Origin of the sequence: Serinicoccus marinus DSM 15273 (genome assembly GCF_008386315.1) — a bacterium.
Taxonomy (GTDB): domain Bacteria; phylum Actinomycetota; class Actinomycetes; order Actinomycetales; family Dermatophilaceae; genus Ornithinicoccus; species Ornithinicoccus marinus.
The window spans coordinates 2,703,481-2,715,403 of the sequence record NZ_CP043808.1; the positions used below are offsets into that span (position 1 = coordinate 2,703,481).

At 68.6% G+C, this 11,923-nt stretch carries 17 protein-coding genes and 1 other annotated feature; of the genes, 11 read left to right on the forward strand and 6 right to left on the reverse strand.

Annotation, left to right across the window (positions count from 1 at the left end; all coding sequences use genetic code 11):
* Positions 1-4: 4 nt before the first annotated feature.
* From FU792_RS12955 to FU792_RS12970, 4 genes are all read right to left on the reverse strand, one after another.
* Entirely contained in the window at positions 5-274 is a 270-nt protein-coding gene (locus tag FU792_RS12955; RefSeq protein WP_420329312.1) for a type II toxin-antitoxin system Phd/YefM family antitoxin, read from the reverse strand.
* A gap of 201 nt (positions 275-475) precedes the next feature.
* Positions 476-1,327 carry a DUF2382 domain-containing protein gene (locus tag FU792_RS12960; protein WP_022925113.1) on the reverse strand — a complete coding sequence of 284 codons (852 nt, stop codon included), beginning with the start codon at positions 1,325-1,327 and terminating at the stop codon, positions 476-478.
* Positions 1,328-2,179: 852 nt separating this feature from the next.
* Positions 2,180-2,902, reverse strand: a complete 723-nt coding sequence (locus FU792_RS12965; protein WP_028131031.1) for a TetR/AcrR family transcriptional regulator — start codon at positions 2,900-2,902, stop codon at positions 2,180-2,182.
* 66 nt (positions 2,903-2,968) lie between these two features.
* On the reverse strand, positions 2,969-3,229 hold the full coding sequence (locus FU792_RS12970) for a DUF4235 domain-containing protein (RefSeq protein WP_237141367.1): 261 nt from the start codon (positions 3,227-3,229) through the stop codon (positions 2,969-2,971).
* 180 nt (positions 3,230-3,409) lie between these two features.
* Between FU792_RS12970 and FU792_RS12975 the strand changes: the two genes are divergently transcribed.
* Genes FU792_RS12975 through FU792_RS12995 form a run of 5 tightly spaced genes read left to right on the forward strand, consistent with a single transcriptional unit; the run spans position 3,410 to position 6,166 of the window.
* Complete coding sequence (locus FU792_RS12975) at positions 3,410-3,700, forward strand: hypothetical protein (protein ID WP_022925110.1); 291 nt, start codon at positions 3,410-3,412, stop codon at positions 3,698-3,700.
* Positions 3,675-4,118 carry a phage holin family protein gene (locus FU792_RS12980; RefSeq protein ID WP_168714909.1) on the forward strand — a complete coding sequence of 148 codons (444 nt, stop codon included), beginning with the start codon at positions 3,675-3,677 and terminating at the stop codon, positions 4,116-4,118. Before FU792_RS12975 ends, FU792_RS12980 begins: the two co-directional genes overlap by 26 nt.
* The gene (locus tag FU792_RS12985) at positions 4,099-4,428 is read left to right on the forward strand and encodes a DUF3618 domain-containing protein (RefSeq protein WP_022925108.1); all 330 of its coding nucleotides are present in this window, start codon (positions 4,099-4,101) and stop codon (positions 4,426-4,428) included. Before FU792_RS12980 ends, FU792_RS12985 begins: the two co-directional genes overlap by 20 nt.
* Positions 4,425-5,504: a YihY/virulence factor BrkB family protein gene (locus tag FU792_RS12990; RefSeq protein ID WP_022925107.1), complete on the forward strand. Its 1,080-nt coding sequence runs from the start codon at positions 4,425-4,427 to the stop codon at positions 5,502-5,504. The genes FU792_RS12985 and FU792_RS12990 overlap by 4 nt, the downstream gene beginning before the upstream one ends.
* A gap of 47 nt (positions 5,505-5,551) precedes the next feature.
* The gene (locus tag FU792_RS12995; protein ID WP_022925106.1) at positions 5,552-6,166 is read left to right on the forward strand and encodes a ZIP family metal transporter; all 615 of its coding nucleotides are present in this window, start codon (positions 5,552-5,554) and stop codon (positions 6,164-6,166) included.
* Here FU792_RS12995 and FU792_RS13000 read toward each other — a convergent pair.
* Positions 6,106-7,403, reverse strand: a protein-coding gene (locus FU792_RS13000; protein ID WP_420329326.1) for an IS3 family transposase whose coding sequence is annotated in 2 segments (ribosomal slippage) — positions 6,106-7,115 and positions 7,115-7,403 — 1,299 coding nt in all. Because the reading frame shifts where the segments join, the coding sequence is not laid out codon by codon here. The two genes, FU792_RS12995 and FU792_RS13000, sit on opposite strands and share 61 nt — an antisense overlap.
* Positions 6,994-7,122: a sequence feature (AL1L pseudoknot), on the reverse strand. (Overlaps the previous gene by 129 nt.)
* Positions 7,404-7,469: 66 nt before the next feature.
* Between FU792_RS13000 and FU792_RS13005 the strand changes: the two genes are divergently transcribed.
* Together FU792_RS13005 and FU792_RS13010 are read left to right on the forward strand one after the other, a co-directional pair.
* The gene (locus FU792_RS13005; RefSeq protein WP_022926306.1) at positions 7,470-7,703 is read left to right on the forward strand and encodes a ZIP family metal transporter; all 234 of its coding nucleotides are present in this window, start codon (positions 7,470-7,472) and stop codon (positions 7,701-7,703) included.
* A gap of 540 nt (positions 7,704-8,243) precedes the next feature.
* The gene (locus tag FU792_RS13010) at positions 8,244-8,561 is read left to right on the forward strand and encodes a hypothetical protein (RefSeq protein WP_028131271.1); all 318 of its coding nucleotides are present in this window, start codon (positions 8,244-8,246) and stop codon (positions 8,559-8,561) included.
* A gap of 24 nt (positions 8,562-8,585) precedes the next feature.
* Here FU792_RS13010 and FU792_RS13015 read toward each other — a convergent pair whose 3' ends face one another.
* The gene (locus FU792_RS13015) at positions 8,586-9,503 is read right to left on the reverse strand and encodes a F510_1955 family glycosylhydrolase (RefSeq protein ID WP_022926305.1); all 918 of its coding nucleotides are present in this window, start codon (positions 9,501-9,503) and stop codon (positions 8,586-8,588) included.
* Positions 9,504-9,650: 147 nt separating this feature from the next.
* Between FU792_RS13015 and FU792_RS18090 the strand changes: the two genes are divergently transcribed.
* From FU792_RS18090 to FU792_RS17385, 4 genes are all read left to right on the forward strand, one after another.
* The gene (locus FU792_RS18090) at positions 9,651-10,001 is read left to right on the forward strand and encodes a heavy-metal-associated domain-containing protein (protein WP_084485263.1); all 351 of its coding nucleotides are present in this window, start codon (positions 9,651-9,653) and stop codon (positions 9,999-10,001) included.
* A gap of 263 nt (positions 10,002-10,264) precedes the next feature.
* Positions 10,265-10,609, forward strand: coding sequence for an NADH-quinone oxidoreductase subunit A (locus FU792_RS13025; RefSeq protein WP_022926303.1), 345 nt, complete (start codon positions 10,265-10,267; stop codon positions 10,607-10,609).
* Positions 10,600-11,613, forward strand: a complete 1,014-nt coding sequence (locus FU792_RS17185) for an ICP22 family protein (RefSeq protein WP_202980379.1) — start codon at positions 10,600-10,602, stop codon at positions 11,611-11,613. Before FU792_RS13025 ends, FU792_RS17185 begins: the two co-directional genes overlap by 10 nt.
* Positions 11,592-11,864, forward strand: coding sequence for a hypothetical protein (locus FU792_RS17385; RefSeq protein ID WP_202980380.1), 273 nt, complete (start codon positions 11,592-11,594; stop codon positions 11,862-11,864). Before FU792_RS17185 ends, FU792_RS17385 begins: the two co-directional genes overlap by 22 nt.
* The last annotated feature ends 59 nt before the right edge of the window (positions 11,865-11,923 follow it).

Here is an 11,923-nt window from a genome sequence, read left to right on the forward strand (position 1 = left end):
CCGGTCAGTCCGCCTCGATCAGCTCGTGCGTCTGCCCACCGCCAGCCTCGAGGCGCTCCATGGCGTCGAGCAGCCGTCGGGCGTTGGCGGGTGAGCGCATGAGGTATGCCGTCTCGCGCAACGACTCGTAGTCCGCCAGCGAGACGATGACGACCGGCTCGTGGCCGGCGCGCGTGACGACGACCTCCTCGCGGTCGGTGACTCCGTCGAGAACCTCTGCATAACGGGACAGGCAGCCCGGCGTGCTTCTGGACTCGGTGATGCAGCCGCGGATTGCCTACTTCATGTCCGGAAGCGCAGCTGGTTCTGCTGTCCTGGACGACCTGACCTCGAACGTGCAGTTCTCAATCCGCCCATCCGCGAATGAGCCTGGTGAGAGCATCAGGGCGGCCCGGCGGTGTGCCGCCTCATGCCCAGGAACGCACGCGTCAGCCCCACCCCGAGTGGGATAGGGCCGACGCGGGTGGGGTGTGGGTCAGTGGTTGCGGTGCTGGTCGGGCAGGTCGGTGTCGATCTGCTCCTTGCGGACCTCGTCGCTGACCTGCTGCTCCTCGGTGACGGTGTCGGTGTCGAGACGGACCTCTTCGACGGGAACGGTCTCCTTGTCGACGACGACCTGGTCCTCGGTGAGGGTGACTTCCTGCTCGTCCTCGGCGAGGTCGGCCCCGGACAGGCGGTCCCGGTCCTGCTTGTCGAGAGGCTCGCGTTCGATGCGGACCTCCTCACGCTGGACGGGGACGGTCTTGGTGACGTGCTCGGTGACGACATACTTGCGCAGGCGGGCCTTGCCGGTGGTGACCTTCTCGGTGCCGACGTTCAGCTGCTCCTCGGAGCGGACCATGCTGGCGTCCGAGTCGGTGTCGTAGGTGCCGCGCCCAGTGCCGTCGGCGCCTGCGGCGGTATCCGTCCTGTCGGTCATGCCCGTTCCGGTGTCGGTTCGACTGGTGGTGCCGGTGCGGGTGTCTTCCTGGTCGCGGGTGGCTGGTGCGCCGTTGTTCGCGTTCTTCTGGCCGTCCCGGCCGCCGTAGTAGGAGAACAGCTCGCGCTCTTCCTCCACGGAGATGTGACCGTCTTCCTCGACCCGGGGGGCGTCCTTGACCTGGTCCTTGGTGTACGGCACCCGGACCTCCTGGTCCTGCACGGTGGCACCCTGCAGGGGCACGAAGGACTCCGAGGTGCCGAAGAGCCCGGTCTTGACCGTCACCCATGCGGGCTCACCGGTCGAGTCCTCCAGGTAGACCTGGCCGACCTTGCCGACCTTCTCACCATCCTGGTCGACGACCACGCCGTCGTTGTGCAGGGACTGGATCTGTTCCTCGTTCATCATGCCGGGGACCTCCTGTGATGGTGGCCGGTGCCCTGATGCACCGTCCGTTTACACCATAAACGTAAGCGTCTCGACGATGACCCCGCAACCCAGACGGGCACCGTGCCACCGCTCGGCTCGAGGACGACGTGAACCACCGCATGGCGGTTGGCGGCGGCCTAGGACCCTGCCACCGCGATCCGCTCGCAGGGGGCTGCTCGTGGGCCAGTGACCTCCTGGCGGCCCACGCCTTGCGCACGACCGCCCAGTCGCCGGCCCGGACAGCGAACGACTCGGCCCACGGCATCGCCGGTCCCGTCGTCGGGCCGGCCTGGCAGGCACCGGACATCGACGAACACGAGCACTTCAGCACCAGCGTTCATTGCCACGTCGCAGGCATGCATCACCGAGGACCGGAAGACAGCCCTGGGAGCTCGTCGCAGGTCCCTGCCGGAGACGATGAAGGTCTCCCACCGGTCGGACCGTATCGGCAGCTTGTTGCGGTTCAGCTCTCGATCCGCGACCGCGAGGGTGACATGCACGTCGGGGGGCCACGTGCTCGCGGACAGTCCGTCGACCTGGGCCAACAGCGCCCGATGCTCGCCTCGGACCACCGTCACGACCGCGACCCGCGGACGCGCCGGCCGGACTGATGGGACGAACTCACTGCACGCGACGACCATCAGCCCTCCTACCCTTGCCTGGCACAGCCGAATCAACGAACTGTTTACGCTGTAAACATCGACAGGTTAGACCCCAACCTCGGCGGTGGTAAAGACCCGAGGCATCGAGGTGGGTTCAGGGCGTACAGACGGCCGCCTGACCCGCGGGTGGCCCGATGCGCCCATCGCGGGCACCCCAGCCGGACCGGGGCTAGCGCGAGACGGTGTTCTCGATGCGGTTGAGCAGGCTCTCGAGGCCGGTCTCGAACTCGGCCTCGCTGTGGTCCTGGCTGAGGCGGTCGCGCATCCGCACCACGTGCGGCGCCTGCCCGAGGTCGACATCTTCCCTCGTGTCTTGCTCTGGGATGTCGGCGCTGCCCTCGTTCATCGGTTCGTCCACGGCGGCAACATTCTCGACCTGGGTGGAAACCTCCAAGAGCAGGGACCCGACGAGGAAGCTGGTGAAGGCCTTGTAGGTGTCCACCGCTTGGTCGTCGCTGAAGCCTCGCTCGCACAGGGTGGCCAGGAGGTGCTCGACCATGGCGATGTCGCGCAAGGGCGGTCGCAGCCAGGGCGCCGCTGGGTGCCGCGAGACCACCAGGGGGAACGCCGTGGGGTTGGCCAGGGCCATCTGGCGGATCTCGTGCGCGACGTGCTGCAGGTATTCCTGCCAGCTGGTGGTCTGCGCGGCCTCCACACGCTCGATGAGCCCGTCCAGGAGGCTTTCCACGACCGCCTCCAGCAGATCCTCTCGCCCGGAGACGTACCGGTACAGGGCCATCGCCTCAACCCCGAGGTCGCGGCCCAGGCTGCGCATGGTCATCTGGTCCACACCATGAGCCTCGATACTGGCCAGGCCAGCTTCGACAATGCGCTGACGGCTGAGGCGTGGCGGCCGCGTGGACCGCGCCTCGTCCGGCTCCTCTGGGCTCATCAGCACGCCTCCTGGAAGTCCACCCTGACACACGCCCCGCGTGTCGGCTCGTCGTCCCCGTCGCGGTCAACTCGCGACTGACTCGGGCAGGCGGCCCTTGCGCTTGGCGAACGCCTGCGTGGACTTGTGGTTGATGCTGACCCGCACCAGCTGCACGATCGCCCCCGAGACCAGCGCGAAAGCCATGGCCTCACCCCAGTCCACCTCCGGGTCCTCAGGGTTGCTCGGGGAGTTGCTACCGGTGACGAACTTCCACGTGGTCTCGATGACGTTCTTGGCCATCACCCCACCACCGATCGCCGCCGCCGTCGTCGCCAGACTCCACATCTTGTCGCCCACTAGAACTCACCACTTCCTGGTCTTGGCCCGGACCCCCGAGGCCACGCTTGCACGGCTTCCGATGACGCCGTACGTTTACACTGTATTCGCATGCTGGGCACCACAGCAAGGCGACGCGGCCCCAGTCCGGGGTCCGCGCGACACCCCCTCTGCAGTCAGGAGCAGACGATGAGCAAGATCATGATGGCGACCGCCTTCGGGGCCGGGTACGTCCTGGGCGCCAGGGCGGGCCGGGAGAGGTACGAGCAGCTCAGCGCCAAGGCTCAGGAGCTGTGGGGGCACCCCAAGGTTCAGGAGCAGGCGGACAAGGCCAAGCAGCAGGCCGGGAGGGTGACCGAGCAGGCCAAGGGCCGGCTGAGCAACGCCCAGGACGGCGACCGGGACAGCACGGATGACCCGTGGGAGGTCGACACCGACACCGCCCTTGCGGGTGATGAGCAGGAGGGGCCTCGTGGCTGAGCGATTCACTCCGGACACCGATCATGCGTCCACGGGCGAGCTCATCGCGCGGATGAGCGAGCAGACGAGCACCCTCATCCGGGACGAGATGCGCCTGGCGCAGGCTGAGCTGAGCGCCAAAGCCAAGGACGCGGGCGTGGGCATCGGCATGTTCGGCGCCGGTGGCCTGCTCGCCTTCTTCGGCATCGCCGCCCTGATCACGACGGCCATCCTGGCCCTCGCCCTGGTGCTGCCCCCGTGGGCCGCCGCCGGCATCGTGACACTGCTGCTGTTCGCGGCGGCGGCGGTGGTGTCGCTGGTGGGCAAGAAGCGCGTGCAGGAGGCCACCCCGGCCGCGCCCGAACGTGCCGTGGACAACGTCAAGCAGGACATCGAGCAGGTCAAGGGGCAGCCCAGTCATGAGCGCCACACCGCATGAGAACCCCGACAGCGACAACACCCAGGACGAGGCCAGCAGCGACCCGGCACAGATCGAGGCCGACATCGCCCGGCACCGGCAGGAGCTCGGCGACACCGTCGACGAGCTCACCGAACGCCTGGACGTGAAGAAGCAAGCCCGGGACAAGGTCCAGTCGATCAAGACCCGCGCCGACGCCGGGCTGGGTGAGGTTAAGACCAGGTTGAACAGTGATGACCACCGGGACGTGCTCAGCGTGCTGGCCCCCGCGCTCGGTGCCGTGGCCGCAGTGGTGCTGATCATCGGGGTCGCCCGGCGGGTGCGGCGGTGAGCTCCAGGGCAGCAGAACGCAGGGCCGCGCAGGCGGACGCCCCGGAGCCCGAGCGGGAGGACAAGCCGGACACGCCCGCGGAGATGACCGGGCCGGCGTGGAAGTACACCGCGGTCAAGGCGTTCCGGGAGTTCCTGGACGATGAGTGCACCGACCTCGCGGCCGCGCTGACCTACTACGCCGTGTTGGCCATCTTCCCGGCGCTCATCGCGATCTTCTCGCTGCTGGGGCTGGTCGGGCAGAGCCAGCAGGTGGTCAGCGCGGTGATGCCCGTGCTGAGCAGCGTGCTGGGCGAGTCCGGGTCCTCGACCCTCGAGCCGGTGGTGCAGTCGTTGGCCACCTCCCCGGGTGCCGGGCTCGCCCTGGTCATCGGTCTGGCGACCGCGCTGTGGTCGGCCTCGGGCTACGTCACCGCGTTCAGCCGGGCGATGAACCGGGTCTATGAGATCGAGGAGGGTCGGCCGGTGTGGAAGCTGCGCCCGGTCATGCTCCTGATCACCCTGGTCATGGTGCTCATGGTGGTGCTCATCGCCCTCATGCTCATCGTGTCCGGTCCGGTGGCGACGGCGCTCGGCGAGGCGATCGGCCTGGGGTCGACCGTGGTCACCGTGTGGCAGGTCGCCAAGTGGCCAGTCGTGCTGGTCCTGGTCATGCTGCTCGTGGCGCTGCTGTACTACAGCACGCCTAACGTGAAGCAGCCGAAGTTCCGGTGGCTGAGCATCGGGGCCGCGTTCGCGATCCTGGTCTGGGTCCTCATCTCGGTCGCGTTCGGCTTCTACATCGCCAACTTCTCCAGCTACGGCGCGACCTACGGCTCGTTCGCCGGGGTGATCATCTTCCTGCTCTACCTGTGGATCACCAACCTCGCGCTGCTGCTCGGGGCGGAGGTCGACGCCGAGCTGGAGCGCTCACGCCAGCTCATCGCCGGCATCGAGGCCGAGGAGGACATCCAGCTGCCTCCCCGCGACGACGCAAAGATCGTCGCGAGCGAGGAGAAGGAGCAGGCGGACCAGGACAAGGCCCGCGCGCTGCGCCGCAGCGGCGGGGACACCACCGACCCCGACCAGACCCGCTGATATCCGTGCTCAGGTGAGGTAGCGCAAGGGAGGGGAGGACGTGAGTCGTGACGCAGGCAGTGACTTTCGGTCTGCTCGGGTCCAGCGCGCTCGTGCTGGGTGCCGTGGTCGGGGGACGGTTCCAGATCCCCAAGCGGGTGCTGGCCGCGATGCTGGCCTTCGCCTCCGGGGCGCTCATCACGGCGCTGGCGTTCGAGCTCTTCGAGGACGCGCACGAGCAGGGCGGCCTGTGGCGAGCCGGACTAGGCCTGATCGTGGGGGCGGTGGTCTTCACCCTCCTCAGCGCGTGGCTGGACTGGGCCGCCGCCGCCGGAACGGGTGATGACACCGACCGCGGCAGCGACAAGCTGGACAAGCAAGCTGCCACGGAAGGACAACGTGCCGCGGCACCCTCAGTGAAAGGGGCTGCCGGGATGGCGCTGCTCGCCGCGGTCACCCTCGACGGCGTACCCGAGAATGTCGCTCTGGGCGTGTCCCTGGGCGAAGGGACAGGTGGCCTGGCGCTGCTCGGTGCGATCTTCGTATCGAACTTCCCAGAGGCCCTCGTGGGCAGCGCCTCCATGCGCGCCCAAGGGCGAACACATACTGAACCGCCCCGGGTTCAGTGGAGAGTCGTGTGTGCTTCGTCGGCGGTCGCCGTCGAAGGGTTGGGGGCAGCGTAGTGGTCGTGTTCGTACGCTGCGGGTGCGAGGTAGTCGCACCATGAGTGCGGGCGGGTCGTGTTGTACCAGTCGACCCACCGAAGGACTTCGAGCTCGACGTGCTCGAGCGTTTTCCAGGGGCCGCGCCGTCGGATGAGTTCGGTCTTGAAGACGCGGTTGAGCGCCTCGGCGGCGGCATTGTCGTAGCTGTCGCCCTTGGATCCGACGGAGGCGACGATGCCGAGTTCTTCGAGGCGCTCGGTGTACCGGATGGCTCGGTATTGCACGCCGCGGTCGGCGTGGTGGACCAGGCCGGTCAGGTCCCGTCCGTCGCGGTGGCGCTGCCAGATCGCGTGCTCCAGGGCGTCCAGGGCCAGGTCGGTGTGCAGCGAGGCAGCCACGCGCCAGCCGACGATCCGGCGGGAGAACAGGTCCATCACGAACGCGACGTAGACGAACCCGGCCCAGGTCGGCACGTAGGTGATGTCGGCCACCCACCGGTCATCCGGTGCCGCGGCGGTGAAGTCCCGGTTGAGCTGGTCGGCCGGGTGGCCGTCCTTGGCCGGCACCGTGGTCCGGGGCGCCTTGTGGTCGCCGGCGACCGCGCCGACCAGGCCCAGGGCCTTCATCCGCCTGGCCACGGTGCACCGCGCCACCGGTGGATAGGTGCGCCCGGTGGGGTTCCCGTGCTCGTCCAGGACCTGTTGCCGGTTGAGCACCTTCCACATCTTCTTCACCCCGTACACCTCGTAGTTCGCGTCGTTGGTCGACTGGATCCGCTCATCGAGGGCCGCGTCGGCCAGTGCCCGGTTCGAGGGGGCACGCGACGTGGCTGCGTAGTAGGTGCTCGGGGCGATCTTCGCGCCGGCCTCGGACAGGACCGTGCAGATCGGCTCGACCCCGAAGGACTCCTTGTGCTCGTCGATGTAGGCGATCAACGACTCGTGGGGCGGTCGAGCTCCGCCGCGAAAAAAGCTGAGGCCGACCGCAGGATCGCGTTCGCCCGGCGCAACTCCCGGTTCTCCTTCTCCAGCTGCACCAGCCGCTCCTGTGGATCGGTCGCGGTCGCAGTCGACCCGGCCGCCGGTGCGGGCCCGCGGAACCAGTTCCGCAACGTGGCACCCGGGATGCCCAGCTGCTCACCCACCTGGGCGCAAGCACGCTTCACCGGCAACCCCGGACTCTCCCGGATCGTCTCGTTCACCGCGCGGATCGCACGCTCACGCAGCTCGTCGCTGTATTTCCTCGGTGCAGGCATGACTCCACTCTCCCGTAGAGATCAAGACCCTCCACCAAACCCGGGACGGTTCATACCTTCGTCCTGGTGACCTGGACCATCTGTGCGTTGTTGCTCACGGCCGCTGTCGTCCTGGGTGCGGGTCCGCTGGCCAGCGCCACACCCGAGACCATCTCCTTGCCCCTCGCCTTCGCCGCCGGCGCGGTCCTCGCCTCCTTGGCTGACACGCTGATGCCCGAAGCATACGAAGAAGGAGGTCCCACGGTGGCCCTCGCGACCGCAGCCGGCTTCGTCCTGTCATATCTCCTGGCGACCCTCTGACCGAACACGCGCCACGCACTCTGGACCCGAAAGCACTTGAGTGGCTGAACGCGACGGGGCTGCTGCAGATGCCGGCGGAACTGTGATGCTGACGGATGCGCAGCGCGCCCAACCGCCGCAGCTGGGCGCCGAGCGGAGCAATCACACCTGCTCCCCACCCGTCGAGCGCGCAGCATACGTGCATCAGTGACTCGGATGACCACAGCACCCTCAACCTGCCCTGCACCACAAAACCGCAGGTCAGTGGCTCTGCGCAGGCCGACTTACCTGTTTTCTGAACAGCAGACTGAAATGGAGACGGCAGATCTCAGATCGCCTGCGGTTATAAGCGATTTCAGAGCTGGCGAAGGGACTCGAACCCTCAACCACCTGTTTACAAGACTCACAGCCATAGCGCGCTGACCAGCGCACATCCCCAAAACAGAGGCGTTTCGACGGTGTCGTGCATCATACGTGCATCAGGAGAGGCCCGTCTTGGCTCCTCGTGGCCGCTGTGCCACCCACGCCTCCCCTCGAGCAGGCGGTCGGTACTTCAACGCCATGCCGCTGGCAGCGCCTATCCATTGTGGTAGCGGCCACCTATGGCTCGCCCTCCGGGGTGATGACTTCCTGCTCTACCTGTGGATCAGCAACCTCGCGCTGCGGCTCGGTGCAGAGGTCGACGCCGAGCTCGAGCGGTCCCGCCAGCTCATCGCCGGCATCGAGGCCGAGGAGGATGTCCAGCTGCCCCCGCGAGACGACGCCAAGATCCGCACGAACGAGGAGAAGGAGCTGGAGGACCGGGACAGGGCCCGCACCCTGCGCCGCAGCGGCGGGGACACCACCGACCCGACCAGGAACACTGACGTCCGGAGGTAGGCTCAACGGGACGCGCTACCCCAATTACGGCACTTGCACGAATGTGGATCCGAAGTCGAGGCTCTTCAGCAAACCGTTCTGGGTCGCGACAAGGATCTCCGTCTTGCCGCTGGGGAGGAGGTGCGCACCGAGGGCCTGCACTTCCACCGAGAGCGGCGAACCAGCCTCCCAAGACTGCCCCGCGTCATGGCTGAGGAGCACCCTGTTCGCCGCCGTCGTCGCGACGATGGTCTCCTCGTCCACCCAGTCGACGAGCACGACGCTCTCCGGAGGATCTAGCGGGGCCCAGGTCGCGAGGTCATCGGTGGATTGCAGCAGACCTTGCTCGGTGGTGGCGAGCACGGCACCGGTGGCTCTGTTCACGGCAAGATCCACGGGTGGCGCCGGGATCGACGCTTCGTCCCAACGGGTGCCGTCTGCGCTGGCGCGTAGCGTTCCGTCGAAGCCCAGAACGCCCGCAGGTCCTACCGCCAGCACCTGGAAGTCGCTCTCGCCCCCTCGCGACAACGTCTGCCATGTCTGGCCCCGGTCTGTCGAGGCGATGAGACCGACGGGCTGGGGCAGGTCGGTGTCGAATCCTGGGTGACCGGAGGCGAACCACGTGCCGTCCGGAGCGATGGCGAAACCCATGAGGTCCACGACGTCCCCCCGTCCGTACCAGCCGCCGTCGCGGCGCTCGAACGCGCCCTCGTGGGTGGCCATGACGACACTCTGCGTGATGGGGTCGCGCGCGACTCCGTGGATGTGGGTGATGGGTTGATCCAGGACCCCGGCTTTCTGGCCCGCCGTTCCGCCAGAGGCACCTGACTGCTCAGAGGCAGGCGTGATGTCAGAGGAGCAGGCCGACAGCACCAACGATGCAGCTAAAGCGATCGTGGCCGACTTCGCGGTCCCGAGGTGCTTCTTTGTCGTTCTCGAGAGTGTTCTGATGGCGGTCTCCACGTGAGACTTAAGAGCGGGCGTCCGCGGACCACGTGTGCAGCCAGTTCTGTCCGAACCCATACCACGTTAGGGTATCATCGGCGCCACACGACTTTGCAGCACGCCACGAGCAGAACCATCACCCTCACCCCGACGGAGGATGACCTCATGTGTACATCTCGGACACAGTCGACACAGGTCGGCGAGCGGCCCACCACCGCTGAAGCGACATCGTGCGACTGCTGCGCCACCGAGGCAGGGAGCGCGACCGGGTCGGCCGAGAGATCACTAGCGCTGGTGCAGACCACCTACCTCGTGACCGGACTGACCTGTCATCACTGCGCTACCTCGGTCACCGAGGAGTTGGAGGCACTGGATGAGGTCTCAGCAGTCCGGGTGGACGTTGTCCCGGGAGGCGAGTCTTCGGTCCGGGTCGCGAGCACAGAGGCACTTGGCACCGAGCGCGTCCGTACCGCCCTGTCCGCTGCCGGCGACTACGCCGTCAGTGGCAGGCGCTGAGCCGTTCTCCCAAGGAGGCCGAGACCTTGCCCGGGTCTGCGGCCGGTCTCGGCCTCATCCGCCGGGGCAGAAGGCATGAGGCGCGCCCGGCGCTATGACCGTCGCCGTCCGACCGAAGGGTGGACGCCCCCTCTTCGGTCTGCGACAGCCGCACGTGACCCACTCAGGTCTGGTGATGTCCATCTGTCGGGCAGTGTCGATGCGGCAGGACCGCGGCAGACGGACGACACAAGAACACCTTCGAACGGCTTCTAGGGAAGTTCATGTATCTGGGTCTCATAGGCGTGGCCATCAGTTGCCTGGTGGCGTTGGCGGGGATGTTCGCGCTGCACCGGGCCACCGCGGTGGCCGCCGACCCGCTGCACACGCTGCCGTTCGAGTCCGGCTGGGTCCCCCAGCAGCACGCCTTGTCCCGCTACCACGTGCGGTGGTACCTCGCGTCGCTCGTCTTCCTCGCCTTCGACGTCGAGATGCTGTTCATGTACCCCTGGGCCGTCGTCGTGGCCCAGGTCGGGTGGTCCGCCGTGGTCGAGATGTTCCTTTTCCTCGGGGCCCTGCTCGTCGCGGTCGTCTGGGCCTGGCGCGAGGGGGCGTTCCGGTGGGTCTGAGGGAGGTCCTGGCTCGGTCAGCGGCCCGGCACGCGCACGTCCTCGTCGTCGAGGTGCCCGGGTGGGACGGGCTCCGCATGGCGACCGAGCGGGCTGTGCTCGAGCGGGGGTGGCGGCTCGCGTGCTCGCCGGCGGACGCGGACGTGCTCGTGGTGTGCGGGACCCCGGGGCCCCGGCTGGCCGAGGCGGTGGACCTCGTGTGGGAGCAGCTGCCGGGCCCCCGGGTACGGATCGTCGTGCTTAACCGCTCCGAGCTGACAGACGCCCTCCCCGGCGCGCACGCGGGGCTACTCGACGACGACCACCACCGGCGCGACGCCCGCGACCGCCCCGGGGCACCGAACCTGCTGGCCAGCCGGGAGGCGGAGGACGAGCCCAGCGGGCACGAGGGCCACTCCGACCACGCCGACCACGGCGCGAAGGAGGGTTCGGACGAACCCAGCGGGCACGAGGGCCACTCCGACCACGCCGACTACGGCGCGAACGAGGGTTCGGACGAACCCAGCGGGGACGAGGACCACGGAAATCACGCGGACCACGGCGGCCACGACATGGAGATGTCCCCCGACGGCATCCCCCTGGCGGAGGGCGGCGAGGACCGGGACGGGCTGGAGATGGACGTCCTGGCGGTCCGGCTCGGCCCGGTGCTGCCGCACTGGCCGGCAGGTCTGGTGCTCCACTGCTCCCTCCAGGGTGACGTCCTCACCGGCGCCCGCGCGGAGCTCCTCGGTGCGGAATGCGAGGGCGGGGATGCGGCCGACCCGCGGACCCGGGCGCTGGACCGGGTAGTGTCCCGTGCTGGCGCTCGCCGGCTGGGACGACGCCCGCCGAGCGCGCACGGCGGATCCGCGACGTACCGCCGACCGGCGACGCCCGCCCCGCCGTCGACCGCCCGACCGCCGCCGCCGACCACCCGACTGCCTCTCCCGGGCTGGCGCGGCTGCGGCGACGGGTGCGCCGCTCCCGGATGCTGCGCTGGTCGTTGCGAGGGCTGGGCCCGCTGACCGCCGACGACGTCCGCCGTCTCGGGCTCCCGGAAGGTGCCGTGGGCGACGCCTACGACCGGCTGCTGCACCTGCTGGACGACGTCGACGAGCCGGCGCCGCCCGGAGGTCGCCGGGCTGTGCCGGTCGACGCCGTGGTGGACCCGGTCGTCGGTCTCGACCTCGCGGCCGCGCGGCTGGTGCTGGCCGGTCTCGACCTCGGCACGCTGAGCGCGGCACCGGCACCGCGTCCGGAGGCGACCCGTGGGTGAGCCGCTGCTGACCTCGCTCCCCGCGGCGGCGGGCCCGGCGGTCGTCATCGTGGCGCCGG

Coding starts and splice junctions, on each gene's coding strand:
- FU792_RS12980 (WP_168714909.1), top strand. CDS start 3,675: ATGAGCAGGAGGGGCCTCGTGGCTGAGCGATTCACTCCGGACACCGAT.
- FU792_RS13025 (WP_022926303.1), top strand. CDS start 10,265: ATGTATCTGGGTCTCATAGGCGTGGCCATCAGTTGCCTGGTGGCGTTG.
- FU792_RS13010 (WP_028131271.1), top strand. CDS start 8,244: ATGCCGCTGGCAGCGCCTATCCATTGTGGTAGCGGCCACCTATGGCTC.
- FU792_RS18090 (WP_084485263.1), top strand. CDS start 9,651: ATGTGTACATCTCGGACACAGTCGACACAGGTCGGCGAGCGGCCCACC.
- FU792_RS12970 (WP_237141367.1), bottom strand. CDS start 3,229: ATGTGGAGTCTGGCGACGACGGCGGCGGCGATCGGTGGTGGGGTGATG.
- FU792_RS12975 (WP_022925110.1), top strand. CDS start 3,410: ATGAGCAAGATCATGATGGCGACCGCCTTCGGGGCCGGGTACGTCCTG.
- FU792_RS12985 (WP_022925108.1), top strand. CDS start 4,099: ATGAGCGCCACACCGCATGAGAACCCCGACAGCGACAACACCCAGGAC.
- FU792_RS12965 (WP_028131031.1), bottom strand. CDS start 2,902: ATGAGCCCAGAGGAGCCGGACGAGGCGCGGTCCACGCGGCCGCCACGC.
- FU792_RS12960 (WP_022925113.1), bottom strand. CDS start 1,327: ATGATGAACGAGGAACAGATCCAGTCCCTGCACAACGACGGCGTGGTC.